At 30.4% G+C, this 13,505-nt stretch carries 17 protein-coding genes and 1 other annotated feature; of the genes, 14 read left to right on the top strand and 3 right to left on the bottom strand.

Annotation, left to right across the window (positions count from 1 at the left end; translation table 11 throughout):
• The 3 genes from VK071_00205 to VK071_00195 form a co-directional block, all read left to right on the top strand.
• Nucleotides 1–756: SDR family oxidoreductase (locus VK071_00205; GenBank protein ID HLR33736.1), on the top strand; the 756-nt coding region annotated here is incomplete at its 5' end.
• A 347-nt stretch (nucleotides 757–1,103) separates the two neighbouring features.
• The gene (locus VK071_00200; protein ID HLR33735.1) at nucleotides 1,104–1,679 is read left to right on the top strand and encodes a nucleoside recognition domain-containing protein; all 576 of its coding nucleotides are present in this window, start codon (nucleotides 1,104–1,106) and stop codon (nucleotides 1,677–1,679) included.
• Complete coding sequence (locus tag VK071_00195) at nucleotides 1,679–2,203, top strand: nucleoside recognition domain-containing protein (GenBank protein HLR33734.1); 525 nt, start codon at nucleotides 1,679–1,681, stop codon at nucleotides 2,201–2,203. Before VK071_00200 ends, VK071_00195 begins: the two co-directional genes overlap by 1 nt.
• A 36-nt stretch (nucleotides 2,204–2,239) precedes the next feature.
• Here VK071_00195 and VK071_00190 read toward each other — a convergent pair whose 3' ends face one another.
• Together VK071_00190 and VK071_00185 are read right to left on the bottom strand one after the other, a co-directional pair.
• Nucleotides 2,240–3,328, bottom strand: a complete 1,089-nt coding sequence (locus tag VK071_00190) for a G5 domain-containing protein (GenBank protein HLR33733.1) — start codon at nucleotides 3,326–3,328, stop codon at nucleotides 2,240–2,242.
• A gap of 261 nt (nucleotides 3,329–3,589) precedes the next feature.
• Nucleotides 3,590–3,904, bottom strand: a complete 315-nt coding sequence (locus VK071_00185; protein HLR33732.1) for a hypothetical protein — start codon at nucleotides 3,902–3,904, stop codon at nucleotides 3,590–3,592.
• A gap of 123 nt (nucleotides 3,905–4,027) precedes the next feature.
• Nucleotides 4,028–4,272: a binding site (T-box leader), on the top strand.
• Between the two features lie 46 nt (nucleotides 4,273–4,318).
• On the opposite strand from VK071_00185, the gene metG reads away from it, so the two are divergent.
• From metG to VK071_00145, 8 genes are all read left to right on the top strand, one after another.
• Nucleotides 4,319–6,280, top strand: a complete 1,962-nt coding sequence (metG, locus tag VK071_00180; protein HLR33731.1) for a methionine--tRNA ligase — start codon at nucleotides 4,319–4,321, stop codon at nucleotides 6,278–6,280.
• A gap of 99 nt (nucleotides 6,281–6,379) precedes the next feature.
• Nucleotides 6,380–7,144: a TatD family hydrolase gene (locus tag VK071_00175; protein ID HLR33730.1), complete on the top strand. Its 765-nt coding sequence runs from the start codon at nucleotides 6,380–6,382 to the stop codon at nucleotides 7,142–7,144.
• 29 nt (nucleotides 7,145–7,173) lie between these two features.
• Nucleotides 7,174–7,719 carry a ribonuclease M5 gene (gene rnmV / locus VK071_00170; protein HLR33729.1) on the top strand — a complete coding sequence of 182 codons (546 nt, stop codon included), beginning with the start codon at nucleotides 7,174–7,176 and terminating at the stop codon, nucleotides 7,717–7,719.
• Nucleotides 7,712–8,584, top strand: coding sequence for a 16S rRNA (adenine(1518)-N(6)/adenine(1519)-N(6))-dimethyltransferase RsmA (rsmA, locus tag VK071_00165; GenBank protein HLR33728.1), 873 nt, complete (start codon nucleotides 7,712–7,714; stop codon nucleotides 8,582–8,584). Before rnmV ends, rsmA begins: the two co-directional genes overlap by 8 nt.
• Nucleotides 8,585–8,611: 27 nt before the next feature.
• Nucleotides 8,612–10,078, top strand: coding sequence for a hypothetical protein (locus VK071_00160; GenBank protein HLR33727.1), 1,467 nt, complete (start codon nucleotides 8,612–8,614; stop codon nucleotides 10,076–10,078).
• 152 nt (nucleotides 10,079–10,230) lie between these two features.
• Nucleotides 10,231–10,518, top strand: a complete 288-nt coding sequence (locus VK071_00155) for a metalloregulator ArsR/SmtB family transcription factor (GenBank protein HLR33726.1) — start codon at nucleotides 10,231–10,233, stop codon at nucleotides 10,516–10,518.
• Nucleotides 10,519–10,666: 148 nt separating this feature from the next.
• Entirely contained in the window at nucleotides 10,667–10,891 is a 225-nt protein-coding gene (locus VK071_00150) for a glutaredoxin family protein (protein ID HLR33725.1), read from the top strand.
• A gap of 90 nt (nucleotides 10,892–10,981) precedes the next feature.
• Nucleotides 10,982–11,209: a glutaredoxin family protein gene (locus tag VK071_00145; GenBank protein ID HLR33724.1), complete on the top strand. Its 228-nt coding sequence runs from the start codon at nucleotides 10,982–10,984 to the stop codon at nucleotides 11,207–11,209.
• A 67-nt stretch (nucleotides 11,210–11,276) separates the two neighbouring features.
• Here the strand turns inward: VK071_00145 and VK071_00140 are convergent, their stop codons facing one another.
• The gene (locus VK071_00140; GenBank protein ID HLR33723.1) at nucleotides 11,277–11,462 is read right to left on the bottom strand and encodes a DUF1858 domain-containing protein; all 186 of its coding nucleotides are present in this window, start codon (nucleotides 11,460–11,462) and stop codon (nucleotides 11,277–11,279) included.
• Between the two features lie 159 nt (nucleotides 11,463–11,621).
• Here VK071_00140 and VK071_00135 point away from each other — a divergent pair, with 159 nt between their 5' ends.
• From VK071_00135 to VK071_00125, 3 genes are all read left to right on the top strand, one after another.
• The gene (locus VK071_00135) at nucleotides 11,622–12,008 is read left to right on the top strand and encodes a phage holin family protein (GenBank protein ID HLR33722.1); all 387 of its coding nucleotides are present in this window, start codon (nucleotides 11,622–11,624) and stop codon (nucleotides 12,006–12,008) included.
• 304 nt (nucleotides 12,009–12,312) lie between these two features.
• On the top strand, nucleotides 12,313–12,435 hold the full coding sequence (locus tag VK071_00130) for a hypothetical protein (GenBank protein HLR33721.1): 123 nt from the start codon (nucleotides 12,313–12,315) through the stop codon (nucleotides 12,433–12,435).
• 106 nt (nucleotides 12,436–12,541) lie between these two features.
• Nucleotides 12,542–13,300, top strand: a complete 759-nt coding sequence (locus VK071_00125) for an Mrp/NBP35 family ATP-binding protein (GenBank protein HLR33720.1) — start codon at nucleotides 12,542–12,544, stop codon at nucleotides 13,298–13,300.
• The last annotated feature ends 205 nt before the right edge of the window (nucleotides 13,301–13,505 follow it).

Below are 13,505 nucleotides of genomic sequence, written 5' to 3'. Positions count from 1 at the left end.
AACTTAGAAGGTAAAGCTGCTATTGTTACTGGTTCAGCAACCGGAATCGGACAAGCGATTGCAGTTGGATTAGCAGAAGCTGGTGTAGATATTGCTGGAGTATATAATAATTCATCATATGAAGATACAGAAGCTCTAGTTAAGGAAACAGGCCAAAAATTCTTTCCAATACATGCTGATTTATCAAAACCTGAAGAAGTAAATTCTATAATACCTATTACTCTTAAAGAATATGGGAAATTTGATATACTTATAAATTGTGCAGGAGTAGAATCCCACAATCCTGTTGGTGATAATTATAATGAAGAGGAATATCAACGTTGTTTACAAATTAATCTAAATCAAGTTGTTGCACTTTCAGCAGAAGCTGGCAAATACTTTAAGGAGCAAGGAAATGGTGGAAGAATTATTAATGTATCTTCTATAGCCGGCTACTTGGGAATGAAATCTGGAATGTCACCATATGTTATTACAAAACATGCAGTAAGAGGAGTTACTAGATCTTTTGGACTTGATTTGGCGCCTTATGGAGTAACTGTAAACGCTGTTGCACCAGGCCCTATTTTTACAAAGATGACAACAGAACCAGAAATGAAAAAATTAATGATGGATAGAATTGTTTCTACGAAATGTCCAGTAGGTCGTTGGGGACAACCAGATGATTTTAAGGGGATTGTAAATATGCTTTGTTCTGAGGCTGGCGGTTTCATTACGGGACAAACTATTCTAGTTGATGGTGGATATACTTTAACTTAAAACTAGGCAAATCGTGTTACAAGGGAAATGATTGAAGACCACTGAAAAAGTGGTCTTTTTTCCTGTGTTTCTAGTCTACAAATTTTAAAATTCACAAAGTATTCTAAAACAGGAAGTGCTTTCAATATGGGAGGTATTTTGGACTGGAGAAGTTACCAATCCCCTTTCAGTTATTGACAAATTACATATCTATTATTTATAAAGTTCATGGTCAGTGTAAATTAGTAAAAAGTTATGTATCAAATGTAGGTAAGATAGAATAAAATATACTGAAGATTACAAAATAAAAACATTTTGTTTTATTATAATTATCCCTTTCATATATTGAATATGAAAGGGGTTTTTTAATGATAAGTACAATTTGGTTCCTAATGATATTTATTGGAATTATATACTCACTTTTAACAGGTAATTTAAAGGAAATAAATAATATTATTTTAAGAGAAGCTCAATCAGGAGTAACATTTACTATTAGCCTTATAGGAATTATGTCTTTTTGGTTGGGAATGATGAACATAGCTGAAAAATCTGGTCTTATGGATAAAATAGCGAAACTATTAACCCCCATAGTCAACTTTTTATTTCCCGAAGTTCCCAAAGGTCATCCAGCAGAAAAGTGGATAATTATGAACTTTATAACTAATATGTTTGGTGTAGGAAATGGAGCAACTGCATTTGGTTTAAAGGCTATGAAGGAATTAGATAGCTTAAATAGACAAAAGAAAAGGGCTACTAATGCAATGTGTATGTTTTTAGTTATTAATATGTCTTCCCTGCAATTAGTTCCTTTAACGATACTTAAGATCCGTCAAGACTATGGTTCTGTAGATCCAACGGAAATAATCGGGCCTAGTATTATAGCAACTCTTATATCCACTATAGTAGGAATTATTGCAGTGAAAGCTTTGGAGGGGGAAGGATAATGTTAAGTGCTATATCTGTAGCTATATTGCCTTTTTTAATATTATTAATTTTGGTGCAGGGATATATAAAGGGAGTGGATATGTATACCACCTTTATAGATGGGGCAAAAGAGGGATTAAAAATATCCGTAAGGATTTTACCCTATTTAATAGCCATTCACGTTTCTATAGGCATATTTAGGGGTTCTAATGCTATGGAAATGTTTTCATACATAATAAGTCCTATTACTAACCTTTTGAAAATTCCAAGAGAAATAATTCCTCTAATAATTATTAGACCAGTTTCTGGTAGTGGGGCTTTAGGAGTAGTTAAAGATATAATTGAAAATTATGGTCCTGATTCTTTTTCAGGTAGAATGGCATCTATTATGATGGGATCTTCAGAAACAATTTTTTATACTTTAGCTGTTTATTTTGGATCAATTGGGGTAAAAGATTATAGACACACATTAAAAGCAGCTTTTATATCGTATGTATTTTCCATAATGGTATCTTTATTAGTCTGTCTGTGGTACTTTGGATAAATTTTTAAAAAAATAAAACTAGGAAGGAGAACCTTCCTAGTTAAGTATATGAACTTTTATTTTTCTTCTTCCGAATCTTTTTGCAGCATTGCTATTAGTGAAGAATAAGTCTACTCTGCGACCCCTTATTGCGGCACCTGTATCTTCTGCTACAGCATAGCCGTAATCTTTGGTTCCATCTAGACTTTCGATATATAATCTAGTACCTAAAGGTATTACCTTTGGGTCTACAGAAACAACACCATGCCTTGCTTTAGTTCCTAGAGCTGTTAAACCATAGCCTTTGTCTCCTGGAAGTTTCCCACAACTATCATAAGACAGGTCATAGGCTGTGGCTTCAGCTATGAAGGACTCTTTAGCATTGAACTTGTTATCACTTTCATCATTCTTATTGGTAACTTTTTCTTTTTTAGAACTTAGTCCACCTCTGTTAGCAGCCACTATAGGTTCTTTTTTCTTTGTACCTTTTTCTATTACTCTAGGTACTGGTTCTTTAGCTATAGTTTCATCTACTTTTTCTTCAGATGTTAGTTCTCCATTTACAAAAAGTTTTTTTATAGTTATTTCTTTAATTCCTTCTTTCCCTTCTTGTGCGACCTTTGTTTTTCCTTCTTGTAAGTTTTTATTATTATTGGTTACTTCTTCAAAAGGAACACTTTCTTCTAGTACTTCAAGGACTTCCTCTAGCCTAACTATTTCTATTTTGTCATTATCCTTTAGTTCTGCATTTAGTCCTGGAGTAACTACATCCTTTTCTGATAGTTTAATATCTAGTTCGTCAAGTACATCTTTAACTTTAGTATGCACCGACTTTATTTGTGCATTTATATCTCCCATGTTAATTGTATATTCCTTAGGAGTCTTTATAATTATTTTCATGTTGTTTTCTAATAGGTCGTCTAAGTCAAAGTTTATATATGTTCCTTCTTCTAATAAAATATCTTCTGATTTTAGTAGGTTCTCAATGGTTTTGTCATATGTTTTGACTTCTCTTTCCTCATTATCTATACTAATTGTAATGTCTTTCCCCTCATGCATATATACCCCTAATGAGAGGCTTGATGCTATAGCAAGGACAGTCAAAATCTTAATATGTTGTTTCGTGTTTTTCGGAAACCTATCCATTAATTTTCCCTCCTTAATTTTGACTGTATAGTATTCTATTGCATATTTTTTTCTTTGTCAAATTTAAACTATTTCTTTACCAACTTATACCATAGGTTAGTAAATACTTGATAATAAGTTAGTCTTGCCATTTGTTACCTTTCTATACCTAACAATTATAAAATGTTACATTTTGTTAAGAAATAAGTACCTTCATTGAAAGTGCAAGGTTAGAAGGTACTTTAAATAGAATGTTATTATCTTATGTCAAAAAGTCTTAGATTATTCCTTTTCTATATCTTCAATAGTCTCATAGTAGGAATCTAAATTCATAGTTTCTTCAATGTATATAGGTTTTCCACATTCATGTTGCATCATGCAAATTTGTAAACAACGTCTGAAATTTGGATCCATCATTAAAGGACATCGACAAGGCATATGTGGATGTGGTGTCATAGAATCTTGGTAAATAGGCATATGTTCATAGCAATCAGGTGTATGTTCATAATAATTATACATTGATTCACCGTAAGGATCCATAGGATATAATTCTGGCACTACTGGGGCCATGTAATCATCATCAATATTTGGATACATAAAAAAATCAACTCCTTTAAAGTTTTTAATTAATAACATTATATGTGATTAGAAGTTACACGTTCTTATTTGACAAAAATGAATTTTTGATGTATATTTTATAATTAAATAGATTATGATAAATAAAAGGTAATGCAGGGAAGAGTAGACTTAAGGAATGAACTTTAGAGAGCTGGATTAGGTGAAAGCCAGCGTTCAGGATTTTAGTCGAAGATGGCCCCTAAACTGTGCAGTTGAAATTAGTAGGCTGCAACGGCTTTGCAACCGTTAAAATTGCAAGGTTATTATTAGGTAACCTTAATTGAGGCTTAAACTGCGAAGTTTAAGTAAAATAGAGTGGTAACACGAAAGCTACCTTCGTCTCTACATTGAGATGAAGGTTTTTTGTTATTTAATATATTAAGGAGGGAAAAGGTGATGAAAAAATTTTACTTAACTACACCTATTTATTATCCTAGTGACAATTTGCATATAGGGCATACCTATACTACAGTAGCAGCAGATACTCTGAAACGTTTTGAGGAAGCCTTAGGATATGATGTTTTATTTGTGACAGGAACTGATGAACATGGGCAAAAGATACAAGATACAGCTAAGAGAAATGGTTTGAAACCTAAAGAATATGTAGACAAAATAGTAGCTGAAACAAAAGAATTATGGAATCTTTTAGATATTAGATATGATGAATTCATTAGAACTACTGATGAACATCATGTTAAAACAGTACAAAAAGTATTTGAAAAACTATATAATCAAGGAGATATTTACAAATCCAAATATGAAGGCTGGTACTGTACCCCTTGTGAAGCTTTCTGGTCTGAGAAACAATTAGAAAATGGAAATTGTCCAGATTGTGGTAGAGAAGTTCACTGGGCAGAAGAGGAAGCTTATTTTTTCAAACTTTCTAAATATAAAGAAGACTTAATAAAACTATATGAAGAAAATCCAGATTTTTTACAGCCAGTATCAAGAAAGAATGAAATGATGAATAACTTTTTAAATGAAGACTTACAAGATTTATGTGTATCTAGAACTAGTTTTGATTGGGGAATAAAGGTGCCTTTTAATCCAGAACATGTTATATACGTATGGATAGATGCATTAATTTGTTATATATCAGCCTTAGGCTATGGAAGTGACAATGATGAAGCTTTTAAAAAATACTGGCCAGCCAATGTTCATTTAGTAGGAAAAGAAATAGTTAGGTTCCATACTATTATTTGGCCAGCAGTGCTAATGGCTTTAGATATAGAATTGCCTGAAAAGGTTTTTGGTCATGGATGGATATTATTTGATGATGATAAAATGTCAAAATCTAAAGGAAATATTGTATATCCAGAGCCGCTAATAGAACTTTACGGTGTAGATTCTTTTAAATACTTTTTATTAAGAGAATTTTCCTTTGGTCAAGATGGTTCTTTTTCAAAAGAAAAATTTTTACAAAGATTAAATTCAGATTTAGCTAATGATTTAGGGAATTTAGTTAGTAGGTCTATAACTATGGTGGAAAAATACAACGATGGCATTATTCCAGAGCCTACAGAAGCTAATAAAAATGATGAGGAATTAAAAGAATTAGCTATCAAAACCCCAGGTAGAGTGGAAGAAGAAATGGATAAATTAAACTATAGTAATGCTTTGGAAGAGATATGGAAATTAGTTCGTAGAACCAATAAATATGTAGATGAAACTGAACCATGGATATTAGCGAAAGAAGGAAATAAAGAAAGATTAAATACAGTACTTTATAATTTATGCGAAAGTATAGCTACCATATCTATATTAATTAAACCTTTTATGGAGGAAACTTCTAAGAAGATAGATAGGCAATTAGGAGGATTAAATAATATATCCTGGGAAAAAGGAAAAGAATGGGGTAAAATTTCCATAGGAAAGAAAGTAGAAAAAGGTGATATATTATTCCCGAGATTAGATATTGAAGAAGAATTAAAAAGGTTAAATGCAGCCAACGAAAAACTTATAAAAGAAAGGACTAAAAAAATAGAAAAAGGTAAAGATAAAAAGAAAGAAAATATTGAAGATGAAAAAATAAAAGAAATTACTATAGATGACTTTGCAAAACTAGATTTAAAAGTAGTGGAAATAGTTGAAGCTAAAGAACATCCAAAGGCAGACAAATTATTAGTTCTCCAAGTAGATACTGGAAATGAAAAAAGGCAAGTGGTATCTGGTATAAAAGAATTTTACTCCCCGGAAAATCTTGTAGGGAAAAAAGCTATTTTAATAGCTAATTTAAAGCCTATTAAATTAAGAGGGGAAGAATCTCATGGAATGTTATTAGCAGCAGAGAAAAATGGCAAATTAACTCTTGTATCTACCTTAGAAGATATAGAGGCAGGAGCTATAGTTTCATAAATAATAAAATGCTCTTTCTTAATGTGTAGAAAGAGCATTTTATATTTTAAAAATTTGTCAGATGGTATACAATTAATATAAAAGGAGTTGAAATAAAACATGCTTATTGATAGCCATGCTCATTTAGACGATAGAAGATTTGATAAAGATAGGGAAAGTATTATTAATTCTTTTGAAGATAATGATATATCCTTAGTAATAAACCCTGGTGCTGATTTATCCTCTAGTATAAAAGCTGTAAATTTAGCTGAAAAATATGAAAAGGTATATGCGGCAGTAGGGGTTCATCCCCATTCAGCAAAAGAAATGGATGAAAGTACTATGAAAATTTTAAAGTCTTTTTCCAATAGGGACAAGGTAGTAGCTATAGGTGAAATTGGATTAGATTATTACTATGATAATTCTCCCAGAGATATTCAAAGGAAATGGTTCATTGAACAAATGAGATTAGCAAAAGAAGTGAATTTACCAATTATTGTTCATTCAAGGGATGCACAACAGGAAACCTTTGATTTAATAAAGGCAGAGCAAGATGGAAGTTTAGAAGGAGTACTCCACTGTTATTCAGGTAGTGTAGAAATGGCTAAAGAATATATAAAATTGGGTTTTTATATATCTATTGCTGGACCAGTAACTTTTAAAAATGCCAGAGTATTAAAAGAAGTAGTAAGGGAAATACCTTTAGATAAAATGTTAGTAGAAACAGATTCTCCTTATTTGACACCAGAACCTTATAGGGGGAAGAGAAATGATCCTATATATGTAAGATTTGTAGCGGCAACTATAGCAGAGGAAAAAGGTGTTAGTTTTGAAGAAGTAGCAAGGATAACAGGAGAAAATACTAAAAAGCTTTTCAGAATATAAGGATTAATATATGATTAAAGGTGGGTAATATGATAAAGGAAATAATTGTAGTAGAAGGAAAAGATGATATTCAAGCAGTAAAACAAGCAGTAGATGCAGAGGTTATAGCAACTGGGGGCTATGGTTATTCAGAAAATTTTATTAAAAAGTTAATTAATATTTCTGAAAAGACAGGTATTATTATTTTAACAGATCCAGATTTTGCTGGGGAAAAGATTAGGAAAGACTTGTCTAAGTATATTAAAAATTGTAAACATGCTTTTTTACCTAGGGGAAAAGCTTTTAAAAATAATGATATAGGTGTAGAAAACGCTACTGCCAAAGATATAAAAGAGGCTATAAAAAAAGCAAGGCCATTAGTTAAAGAGAAAAGAGAAGAGTTTACCAAAATAGATTTAATTGAAAATGGCCTTTGTGGAGGAGAAAGCTCTAGAACAAGGCGGGAATTACTAGGTGATATACTAGGAATGGGTTATGCAAATTCAAAGCAATTTTTAAGCAGATTAAATAGTTTTGATATTACAAGAGAAGAATTTTTAGAAGGAGTAAAGGAGTTGGAAAAAAATTATGAGTGAAAAAAGACTTTATTCACCTAAATATACAAAAGAAGTATTAAAAAAATATGGATTTACTTTTTCTAAGAGTTTAGGACAGAACTTTCTTGTAGATGGGAATATAGTTAGAAAAATATGTGAGGAAGGAAATATTACAAAAGAAGATAATGTACTTGAAATAGGTCCAGGTGTAGGTACTCTTACAGAAGAATTGTCTCTAAGAGCTAAAAAGGTAGTAGCTATAGAATTAGATGATAAGCTACTACCTATACTGAGTAATACTCTTAAGGACTATTCTAATGTAGAAATAATACATGGAGATGTATTAAAAGTAAATTTAAAAAAAATCATAGAAGAAAAATTTAATGCAGGAGATATTAAAGTGGTAGCTAATTTACCATATTATATTACGACTCCCATTATAGGAAGACTTATAGAGGAAGAATTAGGACTTGACTCTATAATAGTTATGGTGCAAAAAGAAGTGGCAGATAGAATAATTGCAACTCCGGGAAATAAAGATTTCAGTTCATTGTCAGTATTTGTACAATATTATACGGATCCAGAAATAATTCTTAAAGTTCCTAAATCAGTATTTATGCCAAGACCAAAAGTTGATTCAGCAGTACTTAAGTTAAATTTAAAAAAGGAAAAAATAAATTTAGAAAATAAAGAGTTATTTTTTAAAATAGTTAAGCTTGCTTTCAATCAAAGGAGAAAAACTTTAGTAAACTCTTTAAATTCTAAAGAATTAGGTGTGGATAAGAAAGAAATAAAAAAAGTTCTAGAAAAATCAAATATAGACCCTAAAAAAAGGGCAGAAGATTTATCTGTAGAAGATTTTGCAAAGATTAGTTCAAATTTGCCTTCCCTTGACATATATTAATAATAAGATTTAAAAGGGGGGCTTTTTATGTCGCAAAGTTTTAATTATAAAAGAAAATTTATTATTTTAAAGGATGACATGACTACTATATCAGGAATAAAACCTAAAGGACATGGGAAAATTGAAATAAGAGGAAGTAAGGGTTATATAAGTTTAAATGTAGATAATGGAGAGGAAGATCAAGAGTATAAAGGTTATTTAATAGGAGAAAAAGATGGAGATATAGTAGAAGTTTATTTAGGCAGGATATTTACAAATGAAAGAGGCAAAGGCCGGGTAAAAACTGACGTCAATATTAACAATGTTAAAAACACTAATATTTCATTGGGGAAATTTAGTGGAATACTTATTAAACGAAATTCAAATATTTTGCTATCCGCTTATATAGACAAAAATGATGGATTAATAAGTAAATATATCGTAAAACTTCAAGAAGAAATAGAAGAAACAGAGGAAACTAAAATAATGGATGTAGAGCCAGAATTAGAGGATGAAGAAATAGTAGGAAAAGAGCTAAATAGAATAGAAACAGAAGAAATAATACCAGAAAAAGAAGAAAGCTATAGTGAATCAAGGAAGGAAGAAAAAGAAGAAAAAGAGGAAATTTATGATGAATTAGAAAAGGAAGAAGTGGAAGAAGAAAAAGAACAAAATTACAGTGAATTTGAAAAGGAAGAGAAAGAAAAAGAAGAAATAAGTTTCGAATTGCAGGATTTAGATAAGTTAGAAAGTACTGAAACAATAGAAGAAATAGAGGAAGATATTGATAGTGATTCTAATATTGAAAAATTAACATTAGAAGAACTAGAAAAAGTAGAAAATGAAAGTGACACTCAAATGGAGAATGAGGAACTAATTCAAGAACAACTAGAATATAAAGAAAAAGAATTTGACGTTGAGGAAATAGAAATAGAAAATATTATAGAAGAAATAAATGATGATATAAAAGATAAGGAAATGGAAAAGGTAATAGAAGAAAAAATAAATTCTATGGGTAATGTTTCAAAAGATCATTATAAGAATATGGACTATATAAGAAAGTTAAATTATAAAAATAGACTAAATAATTATGTATTGAGTATACTTAAATTCTTCCCTTACATAAATCCTTTCACTATTCAATTGAAAGGCTATGATTGGTGGAGAATAGAGTATGATGACGTTCATAGTTATAGAGGATTTTTGCCATTTTCAAACTATCTTAATAATATGTCATATAATCATCCATTTATGAGTAACACTGTTTCCCCTGCAAGCTTGATGAAAGAATATAATCATTATATATTTGGCATGTATAAGGAATATGATGATGTAATCTATTATGTTTATGGTGTACCAGGAAAATTTGTTTCTTCTGAGCATCCATATAAGGGAGTGTCAGGTTTTAATACTTGGTTTGAAGGAAAAGGGGATTATGGTTATTGGCTTTTGTATATTGAACCTATAACCGGTAAAGTACTGTTTCCTTTAAATCCAACGATACCTTTTAAATGATAAAATATGGTATAATAGTGTTAGAAAGGATAGAAGGGAGGTTAGGCTGCATATTAGTTGTGGCAAAAAAATTGAGGAATTTTCCAAAAGAAAAGGATATTTGTTTAGTAAGTGCAACTGATGAAAAAAGTTTGAAGAAAGTTAAAAAATCTATGTTGGACGAAGAAGAGATAAAGTCTCTTTCTGACATTTTTAAAGCTTTAGGAGACCCTACAAGACTAAAGATTATTTATGTTCTTTCTAAAAGACCTTTATGTGTATGTGATATAGCTAATTTATTGGACATGACTCAATCAGCAATATCCCATCATTTAAGAATGCTTAGAAACCTTAAGTTAGTAAAATATAGAAAAGAAGGTAAGATGGTGATTTATTCTCTTGATGATGACCATGTATTACAATTATTCGGTCAGGGTTTAGATCATGTTAGACATCATTAAAAGTGAGGTGATATAGTGAAAAATATCCCTCATTTTTGCAATTATTACAATTATTAATATCTTAAGAAATTATCATAATTAACCTTTGTGATTAAATTTTTTTGCTTCGGGTACTATAAGAATAATTAGTGAGAAAGGAGTAAGTAGTGTGAGGAAGGTTATAATATATACTGCTAGTACTTGTCATAGTTGTACAGAGGTAAAAGATTATCTTAGGACTAAGAAAGTTCCTTTCATAGAGCGAAATGTACAACAATCTGAAAAGGCTAAAAAAGAGTTGTTAGACATGGGATATAGGACAGTACCTATAATATTAGTAGATGATGAAGAAATTGCAGGATTTAACAAGGAGAAATTGAAAAAGGTTTTGTAAAGTAAAAGTTAGAGACTTGACTGATATACCCCTGTCGGGTATAATACTAGTATAGGTGTACTGAGTTGTAAATTAAAGGAGGAATAGAAAATGGCAGAAGTTATTATTTATAGTAGCAATACATGTCCTTACTGTGTATCGGCGAAAGAATATTTAGATGAAAAAGGCGTAGAATATACTGAAAAAAATATTAATGAAGACCCAGAAGCAAGAAAAGAGTTAATGGCTAAGGGACATATGGGAGTTCCAGTTATAATAGTTGGAGACGAAGAAATAGTAGGTTTTGACAAGCCAAGATTAGATGAATTACTAGGATAAATAATTTAAAATGAGTTAAATAAATGGAAGCTAAGCTCTTAGCTTCCACTTATTTTATATTGAATTTTTAAGAGTTTAAAGCTTTCAAAAGTTGGTCTAAATTTATATTATGAACCATTGCAGCTTCTTCAATAGTTTCCATTTGACTAGCTGGACATCCAATACATCCAAGACCAAAATTCATAAGAATTTCAACAGCTTCAGGTTTTTCCTGAATTAGTTGACCAATAACCATATCTTTTGTAATAGTCATTATGAAACCCTCCTTTTATTCGATTTAATAATATAATAGCATACTTTATATACCCATTGTATCTAATTTATATCATTTCTCAAAAAAAGCAAAATATTTATTTATTTTTTTTGTATAAAAGAAAGAGAAATGGACATTCTTATAATGGGAGGTGAAGATGTGGAAAATAATGATAGAAATAGAGATAATGATGTAAACAGAACTAAAGATGATAATTCTGTGGGTGAAATACTTTTAAGGATTTTAGTAACAGCTATAGTAGTAGGAATAGCAGCGTTTTTGACTCCAGGTTTTTCAATAAATGGTATTTGGAGTTTATTAATAGCTTCAGTAGTAATTGCTTTACTTGATTATTTTATCCAAAAGATTGCAGGAGTAGACGCTTCACCCTTTGGGAGAGGACTTACTGGGTTTATAGTTTCTGCAATTATACTATACGTTACAAAATTTATAGTTCCAGGGTTTAATATATCCGTATGGGGAGCTATAATTGGAGCATTGGTAATAGGAATACTAGATGCAATTATACCTGGAAGAGCAATGTAGTAAAAAGCCCTCTGGCTTAGCCAGAGGGTTTTTTATTTTCTTGACAAATAAGAAGTTCTCTAGTATTATAGGTTTAAAATACCTAGTAGGGGTATATAATAAATAATAGATTAGGGAGGAATTAATTATGAAGATTAATGTTACTGATAAGGCTAATAAAGAGCTTAAAAATTATTTAAAATCTAAAGATTTTAAAAATGATACATTTAGAATTTATATTGCAGGTTTTGGTTGAGGTGGGCCAACCTTTAGTATTGCTCTGGATGAGCAGAAGGATGGAGATAAGGTTCAAGAAGTTGATGAATTGATTTTCTTAGTAGAAGAAGATTTAAGTGAAACTTATGGAAGTTTCACTGTAGATTATAGTGATAGTTGGTTTAGAAAGGGATTCAATGTAATACCTGATACTGGTGGGTCTACTTGTTAATGGTAAAAAAGATAGGTAAAATACCTATCTTTTTTATTATTGGCAAAAGCCTATTTTAAAAAAAGAATTTTGGATATATAATATAAAGGAAGGAGTTGATTAAAAAATGGATGAAAATACAACTATAATTGCTATAGGAAGTGGAAAAGGTGGTGTTGGGAAATCTACTGTTGCTGCAAATTTAGCCATTAGTCTAAGTCAAAAAGGATATAATGTTGGGTTATTAGACGGAGATATTCTTGGATATAGTATTCCACAAATAATGGGTATAAAAAATGAAAAAGCTACTGCTACTGGAGAAAATAAAATACGACCAGTTGAACAATTTGGAATAAAAGTAATGTCTATGGGCAATTTAGTAGATGAAAACCAACCATTAGTTTGGAGGGGACCAATATTATCAGGAATATTAGAACAATTTATGAAAGATGTTAACTGGGGTCCCATAGATTTCTTATTATTAGATTTACCACCGGGAACTGGTGATATACCTTTAAGTTTAATGCAACAAGCTAAGGATACAAAATTTGTAATAGTTACTACTCCTCAAATTACAGCAAAAGATGTAGCTAAAAGATTAGGATTAATGGCCCAAAAAACCAATTCAGAGATTATAGGTGTTATTGAAAATATGTCTTATTTCATATGTGACAATTGTAATGAAAAACATTATATATTTGGTAAAGGAGAAGGGAAAATACTAAGTCAAGAATTAAAGGTAGATTTAATAGGAGAAATTCCTTTATTGAAAGAAATAAGAGCTGGTGGAGATGTAGGTACTATTCCAGCCTTAGATCAAGAATCTACAATAGGTAGAATTTATGAAACTATAAGCGATAATGTTATAGAAAAGCTAGAGAAGTAACTTCTTTAGCTTTTTTGCTTTAATATTGGATATATCCTTATTTTCATGGTACAATGAATTTTAAGTTAAAAAGATACATACATAAGACTAGAAAAGATTGAAATAATATATAAATAAAGATAAAATTTTTCTTGAAAAATTATTTATTTTAGAATATCCTATATAATGTATAATAATTATTTTTAAAGGGATTTATTGGGCCCTA

Source organism: Tissierellales bacterium (assembly GCA_035301805.1).
Lineage (GTDB): Bacteria > Bacillota > Clostridia > Tissierellales > DATGTQ01 > DATGTQ01.
Note: the sequence above shows the minus strand (reverse complement) of the source record. Positions and strands in the feature narration are given on the sequence as shown.

Bases quoted from the DNA above. Each gene is read 5' to 3' on its own strand.
- VK071_00200 (HLR33735.1), top strand. From the start codon at position 1,104: ATGATAAGTACAATTTGGTTCCTAATGATATTTATTGGAATTATATAC.
- VK071_00195 (HLR33734.1), top strand. From the start codon at position 1,679: ATGTTAAGTGCTATATCTGTAGCTATATTGCCTTTTTTAATATTATTA.
- VK071_00190 (HLR33733.1), bottom strand. From the start codon at position 3,328: ATGGATAGGTTTCCGAAAAACACGAAACAACATATTAAGATTTTGACT.
- VK071_00185 (HLR33732.1), bottom strand. From the start codon at position 3,904: ATGTATCCAAATATTGATGATGATTACATGGCCCCAGTAGTGCCAGAA.
- VK071_00175 (HLR33730.1), top strand. From the start codon at position 6,380: ATGCTTATTGATAGCCATGCTCATTTAGACGATAGAAGATTTGATAAA.
- rnmV (HLR33729.1), top strand. From the start codon at position 7,174: ATGATAAAGGAAATAATTGTAGTAGAAGGAAAAGATGATATTCAAGCA.
- rsmA (HLR33728.1), top strand. From the start codon at position 7,712: ATGAGTGAAAAAAGACTTTATTCACCTAAATATACAAAAGAAGTATTA.
- VK071_00160 (HLR33727.1), top strand. From the start codon at position 8,612: ATGTCGCAAAGTTTTAATTATAAAAGAAAATTTATTATTTTAAAGGAT.
- VK071_00155 (HLR33726.1), top strand. From the start codon at position 10,231: ATGTTGGACGAAGAAGAGATAAAGTCTCTTTCTGACATTTTTAAAGCT.
- VK071_00145 (HLR33724.1), top strand. From the start codon at position 10,982: ATGGCAGAAGTTATTATTTATAGTAGCAATACATGTCCTTACTGTGTA.
- VK071_00140 (HLR33723.1), bottom strand. From the start codon at position 11,462: ATGACTATTACAAAAGATATGGTTATTGGTCAACTAATTCAGGAAAAA.
- VK071_00125 (HLR33720.1), top strand. From the start codon at position 12,542: ATGGATGAAAATACAACTATAATTGCTATAGGAAGTGGAAAAGGTGGT.